We start from the raw sequence: 24,313 nt of genomic DNA on the forward strand, positions 1-24,313 counted from the left end.
CCGCTCCCCGCTCCCCGTTCTCTGCGTCGTGGTGTCAACGAGAGTGCGTCGTCGCCACAGATGTTGTTCACCACATCCCCCAAACTCAGATTACCTGGGGGTTTCAGTGTTTTCAGCCACGATACGTAAACGAAAGCCGGATATCTCAGATCGGATCGGTACAAATCTGCGTGATCAGATGTGACTTTCTCAGTAGTCGATTTCTCATCGTCAGGGACGCTCGATCGGCGCATCAGCATCTCGCAGACCCATGGAGAACACTCCCAGCTCGCTCCTAGGCTCGGCCTCGTCGCGTGTGTCGTATTGCGTGCCGCAGTCGCACAGGGGAAGCGACTCTCGGCGTGCCGAGATGCACACATACGTCAAGGGGAGGGGATCCTTTGGGATACTCAGCAGATACCCGCGCGCGTCTCCGGAGAAAGCGGAAACGGGTGCTCGGGGGAGTTACGGCGGGGGCCACAGCCTTCGCCCTGATCGGCATGGGCGCCTCCGTCGCTCAGGCCGATCAAGTCACCACGGATGCCGACTCGGCCGCGCACGGGCACTTCGTCTGGCTCGAGGGGCTCGGCATCGACGTGGCTGGCGGCGCGAGCACCATCACCGAGTTCGATGCAGAGCCTGGGCCGACGAACGCATCCCTCAATCTTGAAGCTCTGGAAGCCGTTGAATTGAGCCTGGGGAACCTCACGCTCCCGTTGCTCTCGGACGGAGAGAGCCCCGGCTTGTTGAGCTTGGGGAGCGCGGGTCTGCTCGAGAGCTACTCAGCGTCTCCCTCGAGCACGGAATCCAACGCGGCTTCCGGACTCATCACAGCGGAGGGCGGCATCAACTTCGACGCGGCGGATGATCCGGCATTCGCTCCGGCGAGCATTGATCTCACGAGCCTCTTCAGCCAGCTGGGTATCGACGGTCTGACGGACGACGTCCTCGACGAGGCAACGTTCGAACTCGGCGCGCTCGCGTCGGAAGCTCAGAAGACCGGACCGGATCAGTCCAGCCAATACATGCTGAGCAATGCCGAGATGGCGCTGCACAGCCCCGCGCTCGACGATGTGGTCGGAGCGGTCGACGAGGCGACCGGAGCGGCGGGAGCAGCGCTTGACGGTCTGGTCGGCAGCGGCGGCGCCATCTCTGCGGTCGTGCAGACCGCAGTGAACGCGCTCCAAGGATTGTCGGTCGTTGGTCTTTCCATCTCGGTCGCGGACCTCGGAATCGACACCACCGGCCTGGTCGACAGCGTGCGTGAGGAGCTCTTGCAGACGCCGATTAACAACGCCGCCACCGCCGACGGCCCGGCATCGATCAACATTGACCTCTCTACCGGCACGATCTCCGTCAATGTTGAAGATCTGCTTATCGGACCGGGTGGCGTCTACGAGGGCCTCACACTGAGTACCCTCCCGGCGAATGCGGACCTCCTTTCAGACGATGTTCTGAACTCGATTGTCAGCGGAGTGACCGATGCTCTCACGGGAACGGGGCCGAACTCCCTGACGACGAAAGCGACTGATCTGTTGACGCAGGGCATCTACAGCCTGGCTCTCGATCTGAACATCCAGGCAACGGCACCGATTCTCGGAACAACGAACATCACTCTCGAGGACAGTGCTGGCAATCCTGGAACCCTCGGAGGCGTGCTAGGGATCGATGGTTACCCTGCCGCGGACCTCGAGGTGTCCGGTGGCGTACTGGGTGCTGTGGGAGGTCTCGTAACGCCCATCCTGTCAACGCTGCTAACCGGACTCGGAAACGCGGTGCAGCCCGTGGTGGACACTGCTGTCACGAACCTCAGCGTGGTGTTGAACGCGGCGCTTCAGCCGCTGATCACCGCGTTGACGGGTGAAGACGCGCTGTTCAAGGAGGCGCTCGACCAGGTTGCGACGTTCACGGTCAATGCGCAGCCCGGAAGCGGTGACTTCGGTGAGGGCAGTTTCACTGTTCGTGCTCTCGACCTTCAACTGCTCCCTGGCGTCTTGACTGATCCAGTGAACCTGCAGCTCGCCTCGTCCACGGTAACGGCGCTCGACGAAGCCGCGGCGACGCTGACGGGGACTCCGAACCCGGTGGAGCAGGGTGGCACGGTCACCCTGACCGGTGATGGGTTCGATCCGGGTGAGGATGTCACGGTGACGTTCCCTGATGGGACGACGACCACGGTGACTGCTGAGGAGGACGGGACGATTTCCACGACGTGGGATGTTCCGGCTGATCAGGAGCTCGGTGATGTGACGTTCACTGCGGTGGGTGGCACGAGTGGTCAGGAAGCGACGGCGACGGTGACGGTTGAGGCCGCTGCGGTTGATGCGACGCTGACGGGGACTCCGAACCCGGTGGAGCAGGGTGGCACGGTCACCCTGACCGGTGATGGGTTCGATCCGGGTGAGGATGTCACGGTGACGTTCCCTGATGGGACGACGACCACGGTGACTGCTGAGGAGGACGGGACGATTTCCACGACGTGGGATGTTCCGGCTGATCAGGAGCTCGGTGATGTGACGTTCACTGCGGTGGGTGGCACGAGTGGTCAGGAAGCGACGGCGACGGTGACGGTTGAGGCCGCGGTCGCTGACGCGAACGTCAACGCATCCGCATCGGCATCGGCTTCGGCAGACGCCGCAGCGGACGACGACGCAACCGCTTCGGCTCAGGCCGCCGCACAGGCAGCGGCTGATGAGGACGCGAACGCGACGGCTTCCGCCGCCGCAGATGTGTCGGCAAATGCTGCTGCCGAGGCGGCGGCGAACGAGGACGCCTCGACGGACGCTTCGGCCGAGTCCAACGCTGCAGCATCCGCTGCGGCCGAGGCGAGTGCCGACTCGACCGCTGATTCGGCCCAGGATGCGGACGCTTCGGCAGCCGCTTCCGCCGCTGCTGAAGCTGATGCGACCGCTGCGGCATCCGCTGCCTCGGAAGCCGCAGCTGAGACGGATGCGTCAACGGATGCGTCGTCGGCTGCGTCGGCCGACGCGACTGCGAACGCGAATGTCAACGCATCCGCTTCGGCTTCGGCTTCGGCTGACGCCGCTGCAGACGATGACGCGACCGCATCGGCAACCGCGGCCGCTGTGGCTGCCGCCGATGAAGACGCGAACTCGACGGCTTCGGCTGCGGCCGACACCTCCGCGAACGCTGCTGCTGAGGCAGCGGCGAACGAGGACGCGTCGACCACCGCTTCGGCCGAGTCCAACGCTGCAGCATCTGCTGCAGCCGAGGCGAGTGCCGATTCGACGGCTGACTCGGCGCAGGACGCGGACGCTTCGGCAGCCGCCTCTGCTGCCGCTGAAACTGACGCGACTGCAGCGGCATCCGCCGCCTCGGAAGCCGCCGCTGAAACCGACGCCTCGGCCACGTCGTCGAGCACCGCCTCTGCCGATGTGAGTGCTGACGCCGCCGCTGACCCGGCTGCAGATGCAACGGTTACCGCGGATGCTGACGCGAATGTCAACGCATCGGCCTCGGCTTCGGCGTCTGCGAATGCGGACGACGAGTCGAACGCAGCGGCGACCGCCGCCGCACAGGCCGCCGCTGACGAGGACGCGAATTCGACCGCTTCGGCTGCTGCCGACACCTCCGCGAACGCCGCTGCTGAGGCGGCGGCGAACGAGGACGCGTCGACGACGGCGTCGGCTGAGTCGAACGCTGCGGCCTCCGCCGCGGCTCAGGCGAGTGCCGATTCCACGGCTGATTCGGCTCAGGACGCTCAGGCTTCGGCTGCGGCCAATGCGGATGCGACTGCTGCATCTGAGGCTGCCGCGTCGGCTTCGGCGGAGGCTGCTGCCGAGGCGAATGCCTCGGCCTCGGCTTCGAGCTCGGCCTCGGCCGATGTGAGCGCTGATGCGACGGCTGCTGCAGCTGCCGCGTCGCAGGCGGATGCGGACGCATCGGCTGCGGCCTCGGCGGACTCTTCCGCGAATGTTGATGCTGATGCCTCGGCTGCTGCCGGTGCTGCTGCGGACGACAACACCTCGGCTTCGGCGAACGCTGCCGCGGACAACGCGGCATCGGGTTCGGCCGCAGCCAAGGGCGATCTGTCGAACACGGGAGCCTCGAATCTGGCGCTGATGGGGACCGCGGCGGCACTGCTGCTGCTCCTGGGTGCTGGTGCCTTCGCGCTCCAGCGGTACCGTAGTCGTCAGACGCAGTAATCGCTCTCTGCGCCCGGTGCGGGTGAGGTCGTGATGTCACGGCTTCGCCCACACCGGGCGTTTCGGGCGTCGCAAGCGTTCGACCGCCGTACGTCGCAGATCGAATCGAAGGAGAGCTGTGGGCTCAGAGTCGTTCCCCTCAGGCACTCGGAAGCCGAAGGTGTGGGTGCGCGTCATCGCATTCGCGGCGGTGCTGGCGACCGCTTGGCACATCTTCGCCTCGTTCCTCTGGATCGCACCACCGTCGCCGTTGCGCGAGGTGGTGCCGGGGAGTGCGTTGAGTTCGTACATGCTCCCGATGTTCGGGCAGTCGTGGAGCGTGTTCGCTCCGGAGCCGATCAACGGAGATTTCCACTTCAACGTCCGCGCCAAGGTGCAGGGCGATGATGGTGAGTTGCGGGAGACCGGCTGGGTGAGTGCGACCGATGTGGAGCTCTCCATGATCCGCTACAACCTGACGCCTCCGCGCGGTGGTTTGCAGTCGAGCGAGGTCGCATCGAGTTACAAGACCGCCTACGACAAACTTGAGCAGGTGCAGCGGACGACCGTGGGCGGAGATTTCGCCGTCGATGAGTGGCTGGTGGGTCTGGAGGCCGCGCTCGAGAATCAGGCGGAGGCGGCGACGCAGAACGCCGATGCGGATGAGGAGCCGGTGGAGGTGAACACCGCGGAGATCGCGCAGTTGGTCGCCGAAGAGCGCCGAGCCGCTGCGTATGCGACGCAGGTGGCCCGCGCGATCTGGGGTGCCGATGTCGAGGAAGTGCAGTATCGCGTCAGTCGTCAGAACGTGGTTCCGTTCGCAGATCGCCACAACGCCGACGCGGAGCGTCCTGAGCCTTCGGTGATCCTGCCGGGCTGGCGGGGTCCGGTCGTCGAGGAGGGGCAGGACGACGGCAACTTCGCCGAGACCTTCCGCAAGCAGTATGAGAGGAATGCCGAATGAGCGATCAGCCCACCACCCCGGTCGCGCGATTCGGCGCATTCATCGGGAGTCTCATCGCGGGTGCATGGATGGCCGCGATGAACGGACTCGGTCGAGCGATCGAGACGCTCGAACGTTGGCTCTTCAGCGGAAAGAAGTCACTGTACGGCTTGGCCGTCACGCGCATCATCTTCGGACTGACGGCATTCGGATTGCTGCTGACCAACTTCAGTACCCGTTTGTACACCTTCGGATCGGGATCGGCTTGGAACGGAGAGATGCGCGCGCCGCTCAGCGATTTCCCGCAGATATGGCTGTTCAGCGCATTCCACCGCGTCGCCGCGAACGATGTCGCCTTCACGATCCTCTATCTCCTGCTCATGGGCCTCGCAGTGCTCTTCGCGCTCGGCTGGCGGTTCCGGATCGTCCTGCCGGTGTTCTTCGTGATGTGGGTCAGTTTCATCGAGATGAACGACATGGTCGGCGATCAGGGCGACAATATGTTCAGGATCGCGTTGATCCTGCTCTTCTTCGCGGATCCCGCCGCGCGCTGGTCGCTCGACGCCAGACGGCGCGCGAAGCGCGAATGGTTCCCACCGGGAAGCTCGGGTCATCAGATCGGTACCGTACTGCACAACCTCGCCCTCGTCGCCCTCACCGCGCAGGTCGCGTTCGTGTACGCCGCGGGTGGCCTGTACAAGGCACAGGGCGCGCCATGGGCAGAGGGGTATGCGGTGTACAACCCACTGCAGACCGCGCGATTCGGGACCTGGCCCATCTTGAGCGATCTCGTGACCGCGTGGGGGCCGATGGTCGCGATCGCGACCTGGGGTTCGGTGCTGCTGCAGATCGCGTTCCTGTTCATGCTGCTGTCGCGTCCGACGCGACTTGCGGGCCTCTTCGGCATTCTGAGCTTCCACATCGCGATCGGCGTCCTCATGGGACTGCCGTGGTTCTCACTCACCATGATCGCGATCGACTCGATCTTCATCCGCGATCGGAGCTGGCACGAGCTCGGATCGCAGATCCGAGAGCGGTGGCGGGCGACTGCGCGGCAGGAGCCCACAAAGGCCGATGCGGTGGCTGACGCTGAACCGGTCGGTGTCGGAGGTGAGCGCTAGGCTCGCCGCATGGCGAAAACCAAGAGCGGGTACGTCTGCTCCGAGTGCGGGTGGCAGACGAGCAAGTGGGTCGGTCGCTGCGGCGGGTGCCAGCAGTGGGGCACGCTGCACGAGAAGGCGCCGGAGGGCGCGAAGCTCGCCCGTACCGTTGCCGCCACGGTGCCTGTTTCAGGGCGCGAGGCTCAGCCCATCACTCGGGTGAGCGGTGAACGGGTAGCGCATATGCCGACGGGCATCAGCGAACTCGATCGAGTGCTCGGCGGCGGTGTCGTCCCGGGAGCGGCGATCCTGTTCTCCGGCGAACCCGGAGTCGGCAAGTCCACGCTGCTGCTCGATGCGGCTGCGCGCGTGGCCGCGTCCGGTGCGCGGGTGCTCTACGCGAGCGGTGAAGAGTCGACCGGGCAGATCCGGTTGCGCGCCGAGCGCACCGGTGCGCTGCACGACACCCTCTTTCTCGCCAGTGAGACGGACCTGGCGACGGTGCTCGGGCACATCGAGCAGGTGCGCCCGGGGCTGATCGTCGTCGACTCGGTGCAGACGTTGGCGAGCGCCCAGGTCGAGGGCGGGGCGGGCGGTCCCGCGCAGGTGCGAGAGGTCGCGGCGGCGCTGATCCGCGTCGCGAAAGAGAGCGGAATCCCGGTCATCATCGTCGGGCACGTCACCAAAGATGGCACGGTCGCCGGCCCTCGGTTGCTCGAGCATCTCGTCGATGTCGTGTGCCACTTCGAGGGCGATCGGCAGACGGCGCTGCGCTTCCTTCGCTCATTGAAGAATCGCTACGGACCCACGGATGAGACCGGTTGCTTCCAGATGGCGAGCGGAGGCATCGAAGAAGTCTCCGATCCGAGCGGACTGTTTCTCAGTCGCACTGAAGAACCGGTCAGCGGAACCTGCGCGACGGTCTCGCTCGAAGGCCGCCGTGCGCTGCCCGTCGAGGTGCAGGCGCTCACCGCGACGAGCTCCACGCCGAACCCGCGTCGCGTCACCAGCGGCGTGGACTCCTCACGTATCGCCATGATCCTCGCGGTCCTGGAACGCCACACCGGCGAGAAGCTGCACGATGTCGACGTGTACGTCTCGACGGTCGGTGGGGTGCGGCTGACCGAACCCGGCGCCGACCTCGCGATCGCACTCGCGGTGCTCTCCTCCATTCGGGATCGTCCGCTGCCGCGAGACTTCGCCGCCGTCGGCGAGCTCAGCTTGGCCGGAGAAGTGCGTGCAGTGGTGGGTGGTGATCAGCGTGCGGCGGAAGCGAAGCGCCTCGGGTACGCGCAGTTCATGGATGCCGCGGTGAAGACCGTCGCGGCGGCGCGAGACCGACTGCTGCCACGGTCCTGAACCTCCGATTTCGTCGGCTCCGCGCACGTCACGCGTGCCCAGTTACGAGGAGTAGACTGAATTTTGTGAGTAATAACACGGTAGATGTCGTCCTGATCGGCAGCGGCGTGATGAGCGCCACGCTCGGTACCTTGATCAAGCAAGTGCAGCCGGACTGGTCGGTCACGATCCTTGAATCCCGCAGCGCCGTCGCCACCGAGAGCAGCAACGGATGGAACAACGCAGGCACCGGCCACGCCGCACTCTGCGAGCTCAACTACATGCCCGAGGCGATCGACGGCACGTTGAACGTCGACAAGGCCGTGAGCATCAATGAGCAGTTCCAGCTGTCGCGTCAGTGGTGGAGTTCGCTGGTCCGCGAGGGTGTGCTCAATGATCCGTCGTCGTTCATCAACGCGACCCCGCATATGACCTTCGTGCGGGGCGAAGAGAACATCGCCTACCTGCGTCGGCGCTGGGAACTCCTCCGCGACGAACCGCTCTTCTCCGACCTCGAGTTCAGCGAGGATCCGGAACAGATCGCGCAGTGGGCGCCGCTGCTCATCGACCGTCGGGCGAAAGATGAGCGCTTCGCGGCGACCCGCTCCGAGAGCGGAACCGATGTCGATTTCGGGTCGCTGAGCGTGCAGCTCATCGATCACCTGAAAGCGCAGGGCGTGGACGTCGAGATGTCGACCGAGGTTCGTCGCCTGCGTCGGCTGCCCGACGGCACCTGGGACGTGCTCGCACGCAACCGGAACGGCTACGGTCGCACGCGCATCAACGCGCGATTCGTGTTCGTCGGTGCGGGCGGCGGGGCGCTCTCGCTGCTGCAGTCGTCGAAGATCCCCGAGATCAAGGGGTTCGGCGGGTTCCCGATCAGCGGCAAGTTCTTGCGCTGCGACAACCCCGAGATCGTCCGTCAGCATCAGGCGAAGGTCTACGGCAAGGCCTCGGTCGGTGCACCCCCGATGTCGGTGCCGCACCTCGACACGCGTGTGGTCGACGGTCAGGAGAGCCTGCTCTTCGGCCCGTACGCCGGGTTCAGCCCGAACTTCTTGAAGAAGGGGTCCTGGTGGGACCTGCCGGGCTCCATCCGGTTGCACAATCTCGGACCGATGCTCAAGGTCGGCCTCACCGAGTTCTCTCTCGAGAAGTACCTGCTCAAGGAGCTCATGGCGAGCCGCGAGAAGCAGATGGAGACGCTGCGCGAGTACATGCCGGCCGCCCGGGCGGAGGACTGGTCGATGATCTCGGCCGGTCAGCGTGTGCAGGTCATGAAGAAGGATCCGGAGAAGGGCGGCGTGCTGCAGTTCGGCACCGAGCTCGTCACCGGCGCCGACGGCTCCATCGCCGGCTTGCTCGGAGCCTCCCCGGGAGCCTCGACCGCGGTGCACGCCATGCTCGACATCATGCAGCGCTGCTTCCCCGAGAAGTTCGAACACGAGTGGCGCGAGAAGATCGTCGAGCGCGTACCGTCCTATGGGTCCGGGCTGAACCACGATCGCGACGTCGCCGCCGCGTCGCTGGCCGAGACTGCAGAGGTTCTGGGTCTCTCGCGGCAGGCCGTCGAAGCCTAACGGGTGCGATGACCGGCGCCGGGAGAGCCGGTGCCGGTCACCACGGACCCCGGTCAGTCTTCAGTGATGAGCTGCTCCACGAAGGAGGCGGTGTCCTGCCACCCGGTAACGGCGTGACAAGCGACGCCCATCGCCCGCACCGGGTAGTCGTTCCCGGCGGGATCCAGGCGGTCGCCGACGAACAGCATGTCGTCCAGTGAAATGCCCGTGTGCTCGGAGAGTTTGCGCATCCCGTACGCCTTGTCGATGCCGCGCCTCGTGATGTCCACCGAGGTTGACCCGCCGCTGCGGACCTCCAAGTGCGGGAGCCGGTCCGCGACGGCGGCGCGCAGCGCATTCTTCTTCGCGCCGTCCGGATCCCAGACCTGCTTCGCTGACACGGGAGCGCTCTGGCCCAGTGCGGAGAACGTGACCTGGGATCCGCGATCCTCGAGGATCTCGCCCCACGGCTCGTGTTCCCACAGGCCCAGCCGATCGGCTTCCTCGCGGAGCGCCATCAGGGCGGCATCGCGTTCATCGGCGGTCAGATTCTCCTGGTACACCGTGTGCCACGCGGCGCGCTCGCGCCGCTCGTAGCGGGTGCCGCAGGTCGGCAGAAGGTGGAGTCGCTCCAACGATGCCTCGGTGACGTCGGGGGAGCGCTCGAGGCCGCCGACGAGCTGGGAAGCGAACTGCGCGAAGTTGCCGCCGGAGATCACCGCGACGGTCGTCCGCTCGAGGAGACCGAGCAGGGCGGCCACCATGCGGGGATCGACTGCCGACTTCGACGGAGCGAGTGTGTCGTCGAGGTCGAATGCGACCAGGAGAGGAAGCTGAGGCATCCGCTCATTCTTCCACAGGAGCTCACGCGAATGCGTACGCTCAGCCGTTGTGCAGCCAGACGGTTGTTTCGCCGCGAATGAGCGATGCGTCGCTTCGCAGCGGTCGAGTCGCACTGCTCAGCACGAGTCGGCCACGCATCTGACGCGGGAGTTCAATGGCCCGCGTGCTGAAGTTGGCGACCGCCGTCCACCCGCCGAGCCGGTCGATCCCGATGAGTTCAGGATGGCCGGTGTCGATCCATGCCAGTTCCGGGGTGTGCTGCAACGCGCGTCGCAGCGCGAGCGCACGACGGTAGAGCGCGAGTGTGGAACCGGGATCGCCCTCCTGGCATCGCACCGACACGTCCGCGAACCACGGAGGCGGCGGAAGGTCGGTGGGGCCGCCGAACCCGAATGAGGGGCCTTCCGGAATCCAGGGGAGCGGAACGCGGTGCCCATCGCGGCCGGGAATGGACTCCCTGCCGCGGAAGAACCAGGGGTCCTGCCGCTCGTCATTACCGACGTCCGTCACCTCGTGCAATCCGAGTTCTTCGCCCTGGAAGAGGCATGCTGATCCCGGAAGTGCCAGCATGAGGAGGGTCGCAGCTCGAGCGCGCCGGAGGCCCTGAGCGTCATCGTCCGCGGCGTAGCGAGTGGGGTGGCGCTCCACAGCGTCATGGGAGAGCGACCACGAGGGCGTGGCGTCGGACGCCGCTGCTAGCGCGAGGTGTTCGCCGATCGCCCGGCGAAAGGTATCTGCGGAGAATGGCATCGCGGCGAGATCGCAGGCGACCAGCTGCGCACAGCCCTCCGGCGGTGGAACGGGGGTTCGCGGGCCCGACTGAGCGCGGATCGCTCCGATCACGGTGCCGGGGGCGACGCCTGCGTCGAGTTCTCGCCGCCAGCATCGCGTGATGTCGTGCAGATCGCGACGGGCCCAGAACGACTCATCGGCTTCGACGCAGAACCCGTCCGCGCCGCGATCGGACCAGAAACGGAGGGTGCGCGAGAAGTCCGCGCGAACGTCGTCGTCGTCCCAGTCGAGTTCGGGGTGCTCCGCGGAGCCGCGATGACGAAACCACTGACCATCACCGACGGGTGCCCACACCGGATCTCCTTCGGCGGAGCGCTCACTGTCGGGAGGGTGTTCACCGCGTGCACCGCGCCCGTCTCGAAAGCGATACCGACCTCGAGCCCCTGATCCCGGTCCCGCCGCCACCGCCTCCCGAAACCAGGGGTGCCACTGCGACGTGCGGTCGGGAACCAACGTGAGGATCGCCCTGAGACCCGCGCCGTGCAGTCGTCCGACCAGGTCGTCGAAGTCGCCGAGCGTGCCGAGCCGCAGGTCGACATCGCGCGGATCGACCACATCGTATCCGTCATCTGTTCGGGCCGAGGGGAAGATCGGGCCGAAGCGCACCGCATCGATGCCGAGGGTGCGCAAGTACGGCACGCGAGAGCTGATTCCGCGAAGATCGCCGATCCCATTGCGGTCGGCGTCGGCGAACGCGTAGGGGAGCAGGTGGTACACGATGCACCCCAGCCAGGGTTTTGCAGGTGTCGAGCGGTCCGACATGCCATCCTCGTCGACTCGGATTCCCCACCGGCAACGCTTCGGAGCGACCGGCGGCCCACCCCAACTGGACACTGGCAATAATAACCGGCCACGCGTGAATGGACAAATGAAACTGGCAACTCGTGTGCATCCGCGCGCGGATGCGCTGAGTGAGCGATCTTCCACGCGCGCGAACGCTTCAGGACCGGGGAGCCGGCGGAGGAACCGGTGCGCCCTCGGGCGCGGGGATCTTCGCGTATGCCGAGGCTGCCGTCGCGGCTTCGGCGGGTTCATCCTGAGCACCGGGGCGCGGGCGACGCGGTGCCGGATCCCACCCCCGATCCACGAGCCGACGCTGCACCAGGATGGCGGCGCCCAGCACGATGAGGCCGATCACGACGATCAGGACGAGGCCGCCGACCGCACCGATCCGTGCTGCGGAGCCGATCGCCAAGCCGAACCACCCGAAGTCCGCATCGCCGAAGGTCGTGTTCTCGCCTCCGAACGCGCCGAGCACGGAGAGCAGGAAGGCGGGCAGGAAAGTGATGATCAGTCCGTTCACGAACCCGCCGACGAGCGCGCCGCGTCGGCCGCCGGTCGCGTTGCCGTACACTCCGGCCGCGCCGCCCGTGAAGAAGTGGGGAACCAGGCCGGGGAGGATCAGCGCGATGCCGAAGGCCGGGTTCAACCAGGTGGAGAGGATGACGAGTCCGACGAGTCCACCGCCGAAGCTGGAGATGAAGCCGATGAGCACGGCGTTCTGAGCGTACGGGAACACGATAGGGGCGTCGAGAGCGGGAATCGCCCCGGGCACGACCTTGGCCGCAATGCCCTGGAAGGCGGGAACGAGCTCGCCCAGGATCGTGCGCACGCCGAAGAGGATCACCGCGACCGCGACGCCGAACTGCAGGCCGTAGGTGACGGAGGTCATGAGGTAGTTGCCCACGTTCTCCGCTCCTCCGTCGAACGCCTGGAACGCGACGTCGGTGCCGGCGCGCACCATGAAGAGCACGGCGAGGATCACGTACATGATCGCCATGGAGAGTGCCGTCGCGACCATGGAGTCGCGGAGGAAGCGCAGTCCCTCGGGCAGTTTGAGGTCCTCGGTGGAGGGGCTCTTTCCGCCGACCAGCCTGCCCGCGGCTCCCGCGGCGATGTACCCGGCGGTTCCGAAGTGACCGATCGCGATGCTGTCGTCACCCGTGATCCGGCGGGTCCACGGGTGCGCGAGAGCCGGCAGCGACACCATCAGGATCCCGAGCAACAGCGCCCCGACCCCGACGACGACCGCTCCGCTGTACCCCGCGGTCGCGAGAATGATGGTCAGCATCGTCGCCATGAAGAGCACGTGATGCCCGGTCAGGAAGACGTACCTGAGCGGGGTGAACCGAGCGAGCACGAGCGAGAACACGAAGCCGAGGATCATGAGCCACGCGACCTGGCCCCCGAACTCCGCCTGGGCGATCCCGGCGATCGCCTCGTTGGTCGGCACCACACCCCGAGCGCCGGTCGCGCCCTGGATCATGACGCCGAGCGGTTCGAGCGAGGCGACGACGAGCGTCGCACCGGCGCCGATCAGCAGGAAGCCGAGGGTGGCCTTGATCGCTCCGCCGACCACCTGTCCGCTGCTCTTCCGCAGCGCGATCAGGCCGACCGCGGTGATGATGCCGATGAGGAACGCGGGCACCGAGAGGATCTCGTTGACCAGGAACTCCGCGATTGCAATAAGCCAGTCCATGATGTCCCTGTCAGATGTCGTATGCGTCGCGCAAAGCTGCGTCGACCTCGTCGGTGCTGGTGAAATTGGAGATGACTTTGACGGGGATCCCGACATCGCCGAGCGTGCGAGCGATCTCCCCGGAGGTCAAGATGAGGTCGGCGTCCTTCGACTTGCCGCGCGCTGAGATGGTGTCGGTCGCCTCTACCGAGAGGAACGGACTCCATCCCCAACGATCGAGCACCTGTTCGAGGGTGTTCTTGAGGAACAGACTCGTGCCGAGGCCGTTGCCGCACACCGTGAGGATGTGATTCCGCGTGCGTGCCGTCGATCGGGCCTGGCTCGGCTCGTCGGTTCCCGCCGATTGCCGAGACGAGTCCGCGTGATCGTCCGCGCGCAGCGGCTCACCACCGAGCGCGCGCAGGAAGTCCTCGGGAGCCTGGGCGTCTGCGAGGGCGCGACGCGTGTCCGAGTCGCCGAGGATCCCGGCGAGCTGCCGCATCGCATCCATGTGATCGGATGAATCGCTCGCTGCGAGTGCCGCCACCAGCGATACCGGATCATTGGTGGTGTGGCCGAACGCGACCGGCGTTCGCAGGCGGAGCCACGACATTCCGGTGCGGTGCACGTCGCCATCGGCGCGAGCGTGCGCGAAAGCGAAACCGGGCGCGACGACGATGTACGGGCCGTTCGCCTCGACGTTCCGCACCATCGACTCGCTATACGCCGCGTCGCTCACCCCTGCGGTCTCCAACAGCTTGCCAGCGGCGCGTATCGCTTCGCGCCAGTCGCCGGCGTCTGCGTCGAGAACGATCGATGAGGGTGCGGTGAGATCGTACAGCGTGGGCATCACAGCAGGATATCGTGCGCGATGACGCCGTCGTGCGCCTCGATCGTCATGAGAGGCGCATCGGCGCTGCCCGGCAGCTGGAAGCAACCGGCGAAACCACTGGGGATGCTTGACACTGTCGTTGCCGAGGCCGAAGCATGTTCCCATGGGACTGGGAAAAATCGTGAAGACCGTCAAGACGCTCGCCAACGATCCGAAGGTGCAGCAGCACCTGAAATCGGAGAAGGCGGAGCAGATCAGCGATTCCGTGCTCGACAAAGCCGCGGGAGCCGCGAACAAGGTGACGGGAGGCAAGCACGAGGAGAAGATCACGCGGGCGCGGGACGCCGCGGATCGAGCGATCGGGACCGACGATGACCCGGATGCGCGTCCGGGCAGCGCGCCGAAACAGTAAGCCGCGCGTCACACCCCCGTTGCGGGTCGCCCGCTGCGCAGGACCCCTCGCGTGACGAGTCCGAGGAGCAGCGCCCAGAAGGCTGCGCCGATGCCCCACACGGTGATCCCCGATGCCGCCACGAGGAGCGTCAGGGCGCAGGCGACGCGATCAGCGGTATGCGCCCACGCGCTCTGCACCGCGGAGGCCAGGGTGCCGATGAGCGCGAGTCCGGCGACCGCGGGGATGAGTCCGCCCGGGGCGGCGAGCGCGACCGTGGAGACGGCTGCGGCTCCGACCGCGAGGGGCACGTAGAATCCGCCGGCCCAAGCGGCACTGCGCCAGCGGCGCGCGAACGGCACACCGCTGTCGGGGCCCGCGGCGAGTGCAGCGCTGATGGCGGCGAGATTGATCGCGTGCCCCCCGAACAGTGCGGCCGTCGCGGAGCCGATCCCGGTCGTGATCAGGGCTGGACGCCACGGGGCGGTGTAACCGAACGATTGCAGCACGGCGGCACCCGAGACGTTCTGCGACGCCATCGTGACGATGTAGAGCGGGAGCGCGAGGCCCAGAACGGCCTGCCACGAGAACGTGGGCAGGACGAGAGCGAGCGACGGCGCCCACCGGATCTCGGCGGCGTCCGCCGCCCCGGTGGCGAACGCGATGCCGATGACCACCAACGCAGCGCCGAACGCCACGGGCACGGCCCATCGAGCCCAGAATCGCACGCCGAGCAGCCAGACGAGGGCGACGGGGAGGATCACCGCAGGGCTGGACACCGCCGCCTCGATCGGTACGAGGCACAGCGGTATGAGCACGCCCGCGAGCATGGCCTGTGCGATGCCCGCGGGGATCCGCGACATCAATCGACCGAGGAACGGCCAGAGCCCCGTCAGCACGAAGAGCGCTCCGCAGATCATGAATGCGCCGACCGCGTCGGAGAATCCGCCGGGCAGCCCGCCCGAACCCGCGAGTACGGCGGCGCCCGGCGTCGACCAGGCGAGGGACACCGGGACCCGATACCGCAGCGAGAGCACCAGACCGCCGAGGCCGACCACCAGACACAGGGCGCCGAGACCTGAAGCCGACTGGGTTGCGGACGCGCCCACCGCTTGCAGTCCGGTCAGTACCACCGCGAATGAGGCGGTGAAGCCGACGGCGGTGGTGACGAACCCGGCTCCTACTTCGTTCGCGTGCACACCTTCCATTATGGCGAGTTCGCGCCTACAGAGCGGACTCGCCCAGACCCCGGAGCGCCATCCACGCGGTGGCACGGTCGTCCGCTCGTTCGAGGGAGAGGCCGGTCAGCTCCTCGATGCGGGACAGACGTGCGGCGAGGGTTTGCCGGTGCATTTCGAGATCGCGAGCACTCGCGCGGTGCTGCCCGTTCGACGCGAGGAAGACGCGCAGCACACGCAGGAGCTCACCGTGCGCTCCCGAGGCATCGCGCAACGGGTCGAGCACGCGTACGAGCGCGGCGCGACCCGTGTCAGTGCTCCCAGCACGAACTCGACCGAGGGCAGGCGCGCGTACCGCACCACGATCTCGTTCTCGGCGAGCGCCGTCTCGAGCGCCTGCCGCGCTTGGACCGCGGTGTCGGCGAGCGCGTCGACGGCGGCCGGTTCGCCCACCCCGATGTGGAGCCGTCGCCCGGCGAACGGGGTGAGGTTCTCCACGCGCTCGGTCAGGGCCTCGATCAGGTCGCTGCGGACGAAGCCCAGCATGCGCGCGGGTGACGACGAGAACACGTACTCCGCTCCCAGCTCGTCGAGCCAGCGGCGCAGCAGCCGATCGGCATCGATCGTGCGGGTCCTCGAGCCGAGCGCGAAGCCGGTGAGGGTGGGATCGTGGACGCCCCATCGGCGCAGTAGGCCCAGCGCGGCGGGCCCGCCCGCGAGGAGGGTGTTCATCAGCGCCTCCCTACCGAGCTCTTCGGTGGTCGACGAATCATGCGAGCGCAGCAGGAGATCGAAGAGTTCAGCCGCGAGGGAGGCGAGATCGCGGGCGTGGCTCGTCGTCCCCGAACGCGTCGAAATCACGAGGGATCCGGCACGATCCCGATCGGAGCCGACCTGGTGCAGTTGCAAGCCGTCGTGCCGGATCCGCACGGGACGTCCGAGGGCTACCGCGGTGGCATCCGCGAGGTGCAGCCGCCCGGCACCGGCGCTCGTAATCAGTTGACCCTGCGCGTCGAGGAGCACGGCCCAACCGGTGATGCGATGCGCGAGTTCGGAGATCACGGCGCTCGCGCCACCGCGTCTGGCCGCCTGCGTGAGCACCTTCATGCCGGCCGACACCAGACGGTCCGCAGCGGCGCGGTCTTCGGAGACGAGTGCCGAAAGCGTTGCGTGCAGCGCCTCGCCAGTGAGGCGGCACCCGGTGATCGCGCTGATTCCCACGGCTTGCAGCCGCGCGCTCACCTGCTCGCCCGCCCGGTCGGTCACGAGCACCACACGGTCGAGGACCGCGGCTTCCTCGGGGACCGATTGACGGCGCGCGAGCAGTTCGTCGAGGTCTCCGGTGGCCAAGATCGCGTACCCCGGATGGCCGCCCACCACGATCTCCGAGAGTCGGGCCACGCTCTCGACTGGAACGCGCGCGGTGATCCCTCCGGTGACGAGGGTGCCGCCGACGGCGCGAGCCGCTGCCGAGAGAGTGATGGGCACGTGCGTAATGTACCAAATGTTGATTCTTCGTGTTGTTTATCGCCATCTGGTGCAGTGACAGGACGTGGTCGGGCTCCGTAGCATCTGGCAGGAGCGTCGAACGGTCCTGGCCGGATCGAGCGATGCGTGCACACCACGACGAAGGAGTTTCAGATGCAGGCGGTAGTGTTCCGGGATCCCGACAGCCCCGTAGAGGTTGTCGATGCGCACCTGGCCGGTCCTCGTGCGGGGGAGGTGCGGGTGAAGATCGCCGCCGCAGGCGTCTGCCACTCCGACCTGCACGTCAAACGCGGGGAGTGGGACGCGCCCGCCCCGCTCGTCATGGGCCACGAGGGATCAGGCGTCGTCGTCGAACTCGGCGCAGGCGTCACCTCGCTCGCCGAGGGCGACCACGTGGTGCTGAGCTGGGTGCCGCCGTGCGGTGAGTGCCGATACTGCCAGCAGGGCCACGAGGCCCGCTGCCAGAAGGTCGTCGACGTGAACAACGCGAACGGTTCGCTGTTCGACGGCACGTCGCGCCTGTCGAGCGCAGAGTCGGGCGAGGCGCTGCACCACTACCTCAGCGTGTCATCCTTCGCCGAAGAAGTCGTGGTGCCGGTCTCGGGTGCCATCAAGGTGCGCGATGACGCGCCGCTCGACGTCATCTCGGTCGTGGGGTGCGCCGTCGCAACCGGCGTGGGAGCGGTGTTGAACACTGCGGCGGTCGAACCCGGCGCGATCGTCGCCGTTATCGGATGCGGGGGCGTGGGTCTCAACGTCGTGCAAGGTGCGAAGCTCGCGGGAGCCGAGCGGATCGTCGCGATCGACGTCGTCGAATCCAAGACGGCGATGGCGATGCAGTTCGGGGCGACCGATCGCATCGATGCCTCGCAGTCCGACGCGGTCGCGCAGCTGCGCGCGCTCATTCCCGACGGCGTCGACTACGCCTTCGACGCGATCGGTCGCACGACGACGACCGAGCAGGCGGTGCAGATGCTGGGGCTCGGAGGCGCGGCCGTGATCGTCGGCCTCCCGCCGACCGGTGCGAAGGCCTCGTTCGAGCCCCTCGTTCTGGCAGAGGCGGACCAGCGGATCCTCGGATCGAACTACGGGTCCGTTCGACCCTCCATCGACATCCCCGCGCTCGTCGACCGCTACATGGACGGGCAGCTGAAGCTCGATCCGCTCATCTCGGGTCGGCGTCCGCTGAGCGAGGCGGCTGCAGCGCTCGACGACCTCGAGGCCGGCGGCGTGCTGCGCACCCTGCTCATTCCTTGACTCGCCGCCCCCTTCCACTCCTGCGGATCCCTCCGCTTCGGATCCACCCACTCAGAGGAGAGTGACGTCCTATGTCCACTACACACTCATCGGCTCCCGTCGACGCCGGGCTGCGTCACGGAGTCATGTCGGGGCCCGAGCTCGCGGCTCAAGCGATCGCGAACATCGCTCCCAGTGCCGTGATCGCGTTCACCGCTGCCGGGATCTTCGTCGGCGCGGGCAACGGCACGATGCTGTCCTTCGTCCTCGCGACCATCGTGATTCTCTGCGTCGGCTGGTGCGTCGCAGTGTTCGCGAAGAAGAACGCATGAGCGGGGTCGCTCTACACCTACGTGGCGAAAGGCCTCGGGCCGACGGGTGCCTACGTCGCGGGCGTCGCCCTGGTGATCGGCTGCTGGGGCATCGCCGCGGGTTCGCTCGGTGGTGCCGTCTCGTACTCGTCCGATCTGCTCCAACTGTTCGGTGTGCCCGCATCGAACATCGTGTGGCCCGTAATTCTCGCCATCGCGATCGGCAGCCTCGCCACGTTCTTCACAATCCGCGGCATCCGTATCTCGGCGCGCGTCTCGCTCGTGCTCGAGCTCGTCTCGGTCGCCATCATCCTCGTGCTGCTCGTCACCGCACTGACCGTGATCGGACCCGCCGCGTGGGACCCGGCGCAGTTCAGCCTCGAGGGGGCGCCGTTCCAGGGTGTCGCCGCCTCGTCTTCGGGGTGGCGGCGTCATTCTTCGCCGTCGTCGTCGCGCCCCTGAACGTCGTCGGACGCATCGTCTACGTGATGGGCAAAGAAGGTGTCGTCGCGGAGCGCTTCGGCCGCACGCACGACACGCACCTCACCCCGCACCGGGTGCTCCTCGTCGCCGGCCCGGCGGCGATCGCCCTCGACGTGATCCTGCTGGTCGCCGGAGTCCACCCGATGGACATCGTCGTGTGGGTCGACACGTACGGCACCTACGGCTACATGGTGGCGTACGCACTCGTCGCGGTCGCCTGCGTCGTCTACGTGCGCCGCGAGCGCATGCCGAGCGCGCTCGTCAGCCTCTGCGCCACAGTCGCCGTGCTCGCGATGGCGTACGTGTTCTTCGCGAACATCTGGCCTGTGCCCGCGTTCCCGCTCAACGTGATCCCGTACCTGTTCCTCGCGACCATGGTCGGTGCGCTGGCGTGGTTCCTGCATCTCCGAAAGGCTCGCCCCGAGGTGATGCGCATGATCGGCAACACCGAGACGAAGATGCTCGAGGGCGTCGGGTAGCGTCCCCTACCCAGGACACGAAAAAGCCGCGGAAACTGAGGAGTTTCCGCGGCTTTTTGGTCGGGATGACAGGATTTGAACCTGCGACCCCGTCGTCCCGAACGACGTGCGCTACCAAACTGCGCCACATCCCGATTGCGCTGTTTGCGCAACGACTACTCTAGCGGGTTCAGGGTGAAACGCGAAAACCGCGCGGATCCGAGTGTCGAGGCCCGTGCCGCCCGCATCACGCCGAGATTGCGCGAAGTCGCCCTTCGCGAGATGTGAACCCAGCACAACTGCGCTCTCGGTGACGAAGGAGGGCGCGGCCCGCACCCGCATCAGGCCGCGGCGCCCCGCCGCGCTAGGCCCCCGCGTTGTCCGCGCCGACGCGCACGTGCGCGACGAGGAATGCCGCGATATCGGCAGCCTCACCGGGTCCGATCGAGTGACCGATCCCCGCGTACTCGCGCACGGTGGCTTCGACATGGTGGGGGAGCCACTCGGCGAGCGACTGCACCCGCGCCGCGTCGATGACGGGGTCGGCGGGATCCCGCCCCCAGAAGACGGGCGGGCGCACCTCCGAGAGCAGCACGTCGTACTCTCCGAACCCTGGCGCGACGAAACCCGAGCAGATGACGCCTGCGGCGAAGCGCTGCGGTGCGACTCGCAGGAGCGAGGTGACCATGCATCCGCCCTGCGAGAAGCCGAGCAGCACCGCGGCGGCGATGCCGCGACCGGTCTCGGCAGTCACCTGTTGCTCGATCGCGTCGATCCACGCGATGACGCCACGGGCCGCGCGTTCGTACGGGGTTCCCTCGAACCGTTCGACGGAGGGTTCGGGCGCGGCCTGACCGGCTTCGGTGATGACGAGCGGCGCCCACGCGAAGCCGCCGAACTCTTGAACGGGGAGCGGAGCGCGCAGCGACGCACACACGTATCCGGGTGGGAGCGCCGGGGCGAGGCCCAGCAGATCCGTTTCGGATGCTCCGTACCCGTGGAGCAGGACGAGGAGCGGACGCTCGGCGAGCAGTGCGATCGCCCGCGCTTCGCGAGCCGGCGCACCGTCCACGGTCCACCGCACGAGAGTCTGGTCGATCGTCACGTCGCTCATGCCGACAGCCTACCGACGCGCCCGGTGCACGTGGCATTCGATTCGACGGTGCACAATGGCAGTATGAGCATCGATACCGCCGACCTGCCGGATCCGGACGATCGCCCCACCCCGAACGATAATCCGGGTTGGCTCAGCGAAGACGAGCTCAGGTTCGTCCGCGGGCGCCTGCCGATCGTGTATATCGAGGCGGTCCCGGTGAGGCTCGACAGTCTCGGACGCATCACCGAGGTGGGTCTGCTCCTGCGCAGCACACCCGAGGGGGTGATGACCCGCTCCTTGATCGCGGGCCGTGTGCGCTTCGGCGAGACGCTGCGCGAAGCGCTGTTCCGGCACCTCGAGAACGATCTCGGTCCGATGGCGTTCCCGCAGATGCCGGTATCGCCCGTTCCGACGCAGGTCGCGGAGTACTTCCCGATGCCCGGCGTCAGCGCGTTCGTCGACGAGCGCCAGCACGCGGTCTCCCTGGTCTACGTGGTACCGGTGACCGGCAGCTGCGATCCTCGGCAGGACGCGCTCGAGGTGTCGTGGATGTCTCCGGAAGAGGCGTTGGCGGTCGACACGCTCGATGAGTTCCACGGGGGCCGCGGCCAACTCTTGCGCCAGACGCTCGCGGCGCACGGCTGCTGACGCGCCGACGACCCCCCGATCGGGATCAGGCGGGGTCGTCGGACCGCTCGAACGTTTCCGCCGTGACGGTCGGCAGTGGTCCGCCTTCGCGAGCGTCTCGCCAGTTGTCGATTCCGGCATCCACGGCGAGTTCGTCGATCGCGGCGAGTTCGTCGCTCGAGAACTCGAGTCGATCGAGCGACGCGAGGTTCTCCTCCAGCTGTGTGACGCTGCTCGCGCCGGCCACGAGGCTGGTAACGCGCGAATCGCGGAGGGCCCAGGCGATCGCGAGCTGAGCGAGCGACTGATCGCGTGCTGAGGCGATCTCGTTGAGGCTGCGCAGCCGGTCTCGCAGTTCGTCCGTCACCCACGACGCGTCGAACGAGCCGCCCTGAGCTGCGCGGGCGTTGTCCGGGATCCCGTCGAGGTACTTGCTCGTGAGCAGTCCCTGCCCGAGCGGGCTGAAACCGATGATGCCCATTCCCTCGTCGTCGGTGGCGTCGAGCAGGCCCTCGGTCTCGATCCAGCGGTTCAGCATGGAGTACGAAGGCTGGTGGATCGCGAGCGGAGTACCGAGGTCGCGCATCAACGCCGCCATCTGCCGCGTCGCCTCGGGGGAGTAGGAGGAGATGCCGACGTAGTGGGCTCGGCCGGAGCGCACGACGAAATCGAGCGCGCGCGCCGTCTCCTCCAGCGGAGTGCCCGGATCGGGTCGGTGCGAGTAGAAGACGTCGACGGTGTCGAGGCCCATGCGCGCGAGCGAGCGGTCGAGGCTGGACACGAGGTACTTGCGAGCGCCACCGGATCCGAAGGGACCCGGCCACATGTTCCAACCGGCCTTCGTGGAGATCACGAGCTCGTCGCGGTAAGGCGCAAGGTCGGTCGCGAGCAACCGGCCGAAGTTGCTCTCGGCCGAGCCGGGAGGCGGGCCGTAGTTGTTGGCGAGGTCGAAGTGGAAGACGCCGAGGTCGAACGCGCGGAGCACGATCTCGCGCTGCGTCTCGACGGTGCGATCTTCGCCGAAGTTCTGCCAGAGTCCCAATGACAGTGCGGGGAGTTGCAGTCCGCTCGCTCCCGAACGGCGGATCGGGGTGCGGGCGTATCGGTTGTCTGCTGCCTCGAAGGTCATGCCGCGATGCTATCGGTCCGGCTACTTGGCGACCAGGGTCGTCTCGAAACGATAGAGATCGGGACGGTAGCAGTGGATGCCGTACTCGACGACTTCTCCGGCGTCGTTGAAGACGACTCGCTCCGTCGTGAGGACGGGTCCGCCGCGCGAGATCCCGAGCAGGTCGGCCTCGTCGCCTTTCGCCCGCCGCGCGCTGATCGCCTGGTTCGCCACGCGGATGGCGACGCCGCGCGCGCGGAGCACCTGGTAGAGCCCGCGGGTATCGAGGTCGTCCTCGGCGATGTCGGTGAACGGCGCCGGAAGGTAGTTCTCGAGGATCGCGACCGGCGTGCCGTCGGATCTGCGCACGCGGCGCAGGTGCAGCACATCGGTGCCCTCGGCGATCCGCAGCTGTTCGGCGATCTCCTCAGGCGCCGGAATGATCGCGTGGAGCAGGGTGCGCGTCGTTGGCTCGTGGCTCGTGCTCTGCAGATCGTCGTAGAGGCTCGTGAGCTCGACCGGTCGACTCACCTGGCCCTGGACGACCTGGGTGCCGATGCCGCGGCGACGGACGAGGAGACCCTTGTCGACGAGTTCCTGGATCGCGCGGCGCACGGTCGGGCGAGACATGCCGAGCCTCTGCGCGATAGAGATCTCGTTCTCGAGTCGGGATCCCGCTGGGATAACGCTGCTGCGGATCGCGCGCTCGAGTCGGCTCGCGACCTGGTAGTACAGCGGGACGGGGCCGTTGCGGTCGAGATCCGAAAAAACTTCATCGGGCCAGATGGTTTCGCTCGACATGGCTGCTCCCCAGCGTTTGAATGACATGACAATATGTCGACAGAGTGTCTATGTCACTCTACACCTGGCGGATTTGAGTCCGCGACTCCAGAAGAGTCCGTTTGTGCTATTGTTCATACAAATAAGAGCGTGGCGGGTCCAGTGGCGAGTACCGGACGGCCCGCGGGTTCCGCAGAGAGGGTGGTGACGAGGGATGCACGAACACGTCAGAGACGAGGTGCTCGCATTCGGGCGGCTCGGGGTGGATGTCTATCCGCTTCAAGACGGGGTGGGACTCGAAGACGTCGAAACGTTCGGCAAGTTCCTCGGCGGCAGCGCGGCGAACGTCACCGTCGCCGCGGCCCGGCACGGCCGGAATGCCGCGCTCATCTCACGCGTCGGCGACGATCCGTTCGGACGCTACCTGCTGCGCGAGCTCGATCGGCTCGGTGTCGACCCCCGCGCGGTCGGAACGGATCCGCAGTACCCGACACCGGTGACCTTCTGCGAGATCTTCCCGCCCGACGACTTTCCACTGTACTTCTACCGCAAGCCGAAGGCCCCGGACCTGCAGGTGGAGAGCGACGACCTCGACCTCGCCGCCGTGCGCGACGCGGCGATCTTCTGGTTCACCCTTACGGGGCTGAGTGAGGAGCCGAGCCGGAGCGCGCACCTCATGGCGCTCGAGGCTCGGCAGGGTCGCACGCACACCATTTTCGATCTCGACTACCGGCCGATGTTCTGGGCGACTCCCGACGAGGCGACCGCGCAGGTCGAGCGCGCGCTCGCCCAGGTGACCGTCGCGGTCGGCAACCGTGAGGAGTGCGAGGTCGCTGTCGGCGAGACCGAACCGCTCCGAGCCGCCGATGCGCTGCTCGAGCGGGGCGTCGAACTGGCGATCGTGAAGCAGGGCCCGAAGGGTGTGCTCGCGAAGACCCGCGACGAGACGGTCGAGGTGCCCCCGCACTTCGTCGAAGTCGTCAATGGGCTCGGATCAGGTGATGCGTTCGGTGGTGCGCTCTGCCATGGGCTGCTCGCGGGGTGGGGGCTCGAGCGGATCCTGCGATTCGCCAACGTGGCCGGAGCGATCGTCGCCACCCGCCGTGAGTGCTCGACCGCGATGCCGACGACCGCAGAGGTCGAGGCGCTGCTCGGAAAGGACGCCTGA

General features: G+C 67.1%; 21 protein-coding genes and 1 tRNA gene. 12 read left to right on the plus strand and 10 right to left on the minus strand.

The window, feature by feature from the left end; genetic code table 11:
* Positions 1-431 precede the first annotated feature (431 nt).
* The 5 genes from J4H85_RS05725 to mqo all read left to right on the plus strand — a co-directional run bounded on the left by J4H85_RS05725 (position 432) and on the right by mqo (position 9,085).
* Positions 432-4,145: a choice-of-anchor G family protein gene (locus tag J4H85_RS05725; protein ID WP_208237776.1), complete on the plus strand. Its 3,714-nt coding sequence runs from the start codon at positions 432-434 to the stop codon at positions 4,143-4,145.
* 118 nt (positions 4,146-4,263) lie between these two features.
* Positions 4,264-5,088 carry a DUF5819 family protein gene (locus J4H85_RS05730; protein WP_208237779.1) on the plus strand — a complete coding sequence of 275 codons (825 nt, stop codon included), beginning with the start codon at positions 4,264-4,266 and terminating at the stop codon, positions 5,086-5,088.
* The gene (locus J4H85_RS05735; protein ID WP_208237781.1) at positions 5,085-6,188 is read left to right on the plus strand and encodes an HTTM domain-containing protein; all 1,104 of its coding nucleotides are present in this window, start codon (positions 5,085-5,087) and stop codon (positions 6,186-6,188) included. The genes J4H85_RS05730 and J4H85_RS05735 overlap by 4 nt, the downstream gene beginning before the upstream one ends.
* Before the next feature lie 9 nt (positions 6,189-6,197).
* On the plus strand, positions 6,198-7,526 hold the full coding sequence (radA, locus tag J4H85_RS05740; protein ID WP_208237783.1) for a DNA repair protein RadA: 1,329 nt from the start codon (positions 6,198-6,200) through the stop codon (positions 7,524-7,526).
* A gap of 110 nt (positions 7,527-7,636) precedes the next feature.
* Positions 7,637-9,085: a malate dehydrogenase (quinone) gene (gene mqo, locus J4H85_RS05745; protein WP_243893524.1), complete on the plus strand. Its 1,449-nt coding sequence runs from the start codon at positions 7,637-7,639 to the stop codon at positions 9,083-9,085.
* Positions 9,086-9,138: 53 nt separating this feature from the next.
* Here the strand turns inward: mqo and J4H85_RS05750 are convergent, their stop codons facing one another.
* The 4 genes from J4H85_RS05750 to J4H85_RS05765 form a co-directional block, all read right to left on the minus strand.
* Positions 9,139-9,906, minus strand: coding sequence for an HAD-IIB family hydrolase (locus tag J4H85_RS05750; RefSeq protein ID WP_208237788.1), 768 nt, complete (start codon positions 9,904-9,906; stop codon positions 9,139-9,141).
* 40 nt (positions 9,907-9,946) lie between these two features.
* Positions 9,947-11,461, minus strand: a complete 1,515-nt coding sequence (locus tag J4H85_RS05755) for an alpha-amylase family glycosyl hydrolase (protein WP_208237789.1) — start codon at positions 11,459-11,461, stop codon at positions 9,947-9,949.
* A gap of 178 nt (positions 11,462-11,639) precedes the next feature.
* A complete protein-coding gene (gene ulaA, locus J4H85_RS05760; RefSeq protein WP_208237790.1) occupies positions 11,640-13,178 on the minus strand; it encodes a PTS ascorbate transporter subunit IIC in 1,539 nt (512 codons plus the stop codon).
* Between the two features lie 10 nt (positions 13,179-13,188).
* Entirely contained in the window at positions 13,189-14,007 is an 819-nt protein-coding gene (locus tag J4H85_RS05765; protein ID WP_208237791.1) for a PTS sugar transporter subunit IIAB, read from the minus strand.
* Positions 14,008-14,152: 145 nt separating this feature from the next.
* Between J4H85_RS05765 and J4H85_RS05770 the strand changes: the two genes are divergently transcribed.
* Positions 14,153-14,401 (plus strand): antitoxin, encoded by a 249-nt coding sequence (locus J4H85_RS05770; RefSeq protein ID WP_208237792.1) that lies wholly within the window; start codon positions 14,153-14,155, stop codon positions 14,399-14,401.
* A gap of 8 nt (positions 14,402-14,409) precedes the next feature.
* Here J4H85_RS05770 and J4H85_RS05775 read toward each other — a convergent pair whose 3' ends face one another.
* Both J4H85_RS05775 and J4H85_RS13930 read right to left on the minus strand, forming a co-directional pair.
* Positions 14,410-15,579 (minus strand): benzoate/H(+) symporter BenE family transporter, encoded by a 1,170-nt coding sequence (locus J4H85_RS05775; protein ID WP_307863444.1) that lies wholly within the window; start codon positions 15,577-15,579, stop codon positions 14,410-14,412.
* Positions 15,580-15,604: 25 nt separating this feature from the next.
* On the minus strand, positions 15,605-16,240 hold the full coding sequence (locus tag J4H85_RS13930) for a helix-turn-helix domain-containing protein (RefSeq protein WP_243893525.1): 636 nt from the start codon (positions 16,238-16,240) through the stop codon (positions 15,605-15,607).
* A gap of 959 nt (positions 16,241-17,199) precedes the next feature.
* On the opposite strand from J4H85_RS13930, the gene J4H85_RS05785 reads away from it, so the two are divergent.
* The 4 genes from J4H85_RS05785 to J4H85_RS13945 all read left to right on the plus strand — a co-directional run bounded on the left by J4H85_RS05785 (position 17,200) and on the right by J4H85_RS13945 (position 19,555).
* A complete protein-coding gene (locus J4H85_RS05785; RefSeq protein WP_208237794.1) occupies positions 17,200-18,303 on the plus strand; it encodes an alcohol dehydrogenase catalytic domain-containing protein in 1,104 nt (367 codons plus the stop codon).
* A 71-nt stretch (positions 18,304-18,374) separates the two neighbouring features.
* On the plus strand, positions 18,375-18,614 hold the full coding sequence (locus tag J4H85_RS13935) for a hypothetical protein (RefSeq protein ID WP_243893503.1): 240 nt from the start codon (positions 18,375-18,377) through the stop codon (positions 18,612-18,614).
* Between the two features lie 21 nt (positions 18,615-18,635).
* Positions 18,636-19,055, plus strand: a complete 420-nt coding sequence (locus tag J4H85_RS13940; protein WP_307863445.1) for an APC family permease — start codon at positions 18,636-18,638, stop codon at positions 19,053-19,055.
* Positions 19,016-19,555, plus strand: coding sequence for an APC family permease (locus J4H85_RS13945; RefSeq protein WP_243893504.1), 540 nt, complete (start codon positions 19,016-19,018; stop codon positions 19,553-19,555). Before J4H85_RS13940 ends, J4H85_RS13945 begins: the two co-directional genes overlap by 40 nt.
* A 57-nt stretch (positions 19,556-19,612) precedes the next feature.
* Here J4H85_RS13945 and J4H85_RS05795 read toward each other — a convergent pair.
* Positions 19,613-19,689: transfer RNA gene (locus J4H85_RS05795), tRNA-Pro, on the minus strand.
* A gap of 209 nt (positions 19,690-19,898) precedes the next feature.
* Positions 19,899-20,648, minus strand: a complete 750-nt coding sequence (locus tag J4H85_RS05800; RefSeq protein WP_243893505.1) for an alpha/beta hydrolase — start codon at positions 20,646-20,648, stop codon at positions 19,899-19,901.
* A 63-nt stretch (positions 20,649-20,711) separates the two neighbouring features.
* On the opposite strand from J4H85_RS05800, the gene J4H85_RS05805 reads away from it, so the two are divergent.
* Positions 20,712-21,278, plus strand: coding sequence for a DUF4916 domain-containing protein (locus J4H85_RS05805; protein ID WP_208237795.1), 567 nt, complete (start codon positions 20,712-20,714; stop codon positions 21,276-21,278).
* 25 nt (positions 21,279-21,303) lie between these two features.
* Here the strand turns inward: J4H85_RS05805 and mgrA are convergent, their stop codons facing one another.
* Together mgrA and J4H85_RS05815 are read right to left on the minus strand one after the other, a co-directional pair.
* Positions 21,304-22,386 (minus strand): L-glyceraldehyde 3-phosphate reductase, encoded by a 1,083-nt coding sequence (gene mgrA, locus J4H85_RS05810; protein WP_208237796.1) that lies wholly within the window; start codon positions 22,384-22,386, stop codon positions 21,304-21,306.
* 21 nt (positions 22,387-22,407) lie between these two features.
* The gene (locus tag J4H85_RS05815) at positions 22,408-23,166 is read right to left on the minus strand and encodes a GntR family transcriptional regulator (RefSeq protein ID WP_208237797.1); all 759 of its coding nucleotides are present in this window, start codon (positions 23,164-23,166) and stop codon (positions 22,408-22,410) included.
* A 193-nt stretch (positions 23,167-23,359) separates the two neighbouring features.
* Between J4H85_RS05815 and iolC the strand changes: the two genes are divergently transcribed.
* Positions 23,360-24,313, plus strand: coding sequence for a 5-dehydro-2-deoxygluconokinase (gene iolC / locus J4H85_RS05820; protein WP_208237799.1), 954 nt, complete (start codon positions 23,360-23,362; stop codon positions 24,311-24,313).

Origin of the sequence: Leucobacter tardus (genome assembly GCF_017583045.1) — a bacterium.
Lineage (GTDB): Bacteria > Actinomycetota > Actinomycetes > Actinomycetales > Microbacteriaceae > Leucobacter > Leucobacter tardus.

Excerpts from the sequence above, each read along its gene's own strand:
- J4H85_RS05735 (WP_208237781.1), top strand. The coding sequence starts at position 5,085 with ATGAGCGATCAGCCCACCACCCCGGTCGCGCGATTCGGCGCATTCATC.
- radA (WP_208237783.1), top strand. The coding sequence starts at position 6,198 with ATGGCGAAAACCAAGAGCGGGTACGTCTGCTCCGAGTGCGGGTGGCAG.
- mqo (WP_243893524.1), top strand. The coding sequence starts at position 7,637 with ATGAGCGCCACGCTCGGTACCTTGATCAAGCAAGTGCAGCCGGACTGG.
- J4H85_RS05750 (WP_208237788.1), bottom strand. The coding sequence starts at position 9,906 with ATGCCTCAGCTTCCTCTCCTGGTCGCATTCGACCTCGACGACACACTC.
- J4H85_RS05755 (WP_208237789.1), bottom strand. The coding sequence starts at position 11,461 with ATGTCGGACCGCTCGACACCTGCAAAACCCTGGCTGGGGTGCATCGTG.
- ulaA (WP_208237790.1), bottom strand. The coding sequence starts at position 13,178 with ATGGACTGGCTTATTGCAATCGCGGAGTTCCTGGTCAACGAGATCCTC.
- J4H85_RS05765 (WP_208237791.1), bottom strand. The coding sequence starts at position 14,007 with ATGCCCACGCTGTACGATCTCACCGCACCCTCATCGATCGTTCTCGAC.
- J4H85_RS05770 (WP_208237792.1), top strand. The coding sequence starts at position 14,153 with ATGGGACTGGGAAAAATCGTGAAGACCGTCAAGACGCTCGCCAACGAT.
- J4H85_RS13930 (WP_243893525.1), bottom strand. The coding sequence starts at position 16,240 with ATGGGGCGTCCACGATCCCACCCTCACCGGCTTCGCGCTCGGCTCGAG.
- J4H85_RS05785 (WP_208237794.1), top strand. The coding sequence starts at position 17,200 with ATGCAGGCGGTAGTGTTCCGGGATCCCGACAGCCCCGTAGAGGTTGTC.
- J4H85_RS13935 (WP_243893503.1), top strand. The coding sequence starts at position 18,375 with ATGTCCACTACACACTCATCGGCTCCCGTCGACGCCGGGCTGCGTCAC.
- J4H85_RS05800 (WP_243893505.1), bottom strand. The coding sequence starts at position 20,648 with ATGAGCGACGTGACGATCGACCAGACTCTCGTGCGGTGGACCGTGGAC.
- J4H85_RS05805 (WP_208237795.1), top strand. The coding sequence starts at position 20,712 with ATGAGCATCGATACCGCCGACCTGCCGGATCCGGACGATCGCCCCACC.
- mgrA (WP_208237796.1), bottom strand. The coding sequence starts at position 22,386 with ATGACCTTCGAGGCAGCAGACAACCGATACGCCCGCACCCCGATCCGC.
- J4H85_RS05815 (WP_208237797.1), bottom strand. The coding sequence starts at position 23,166 with ATGTCGAGCGAAACCATCTGGCCCGATGAAGTTTTTTCGGATCTCGAC.
- iolC (WP_208237799.1), top strand. The coding sequence starts at position 23,360 with ATGCACGAACACGTCAGAGACGAGGTGCTCGCATTCGGGCGGCTCGGG.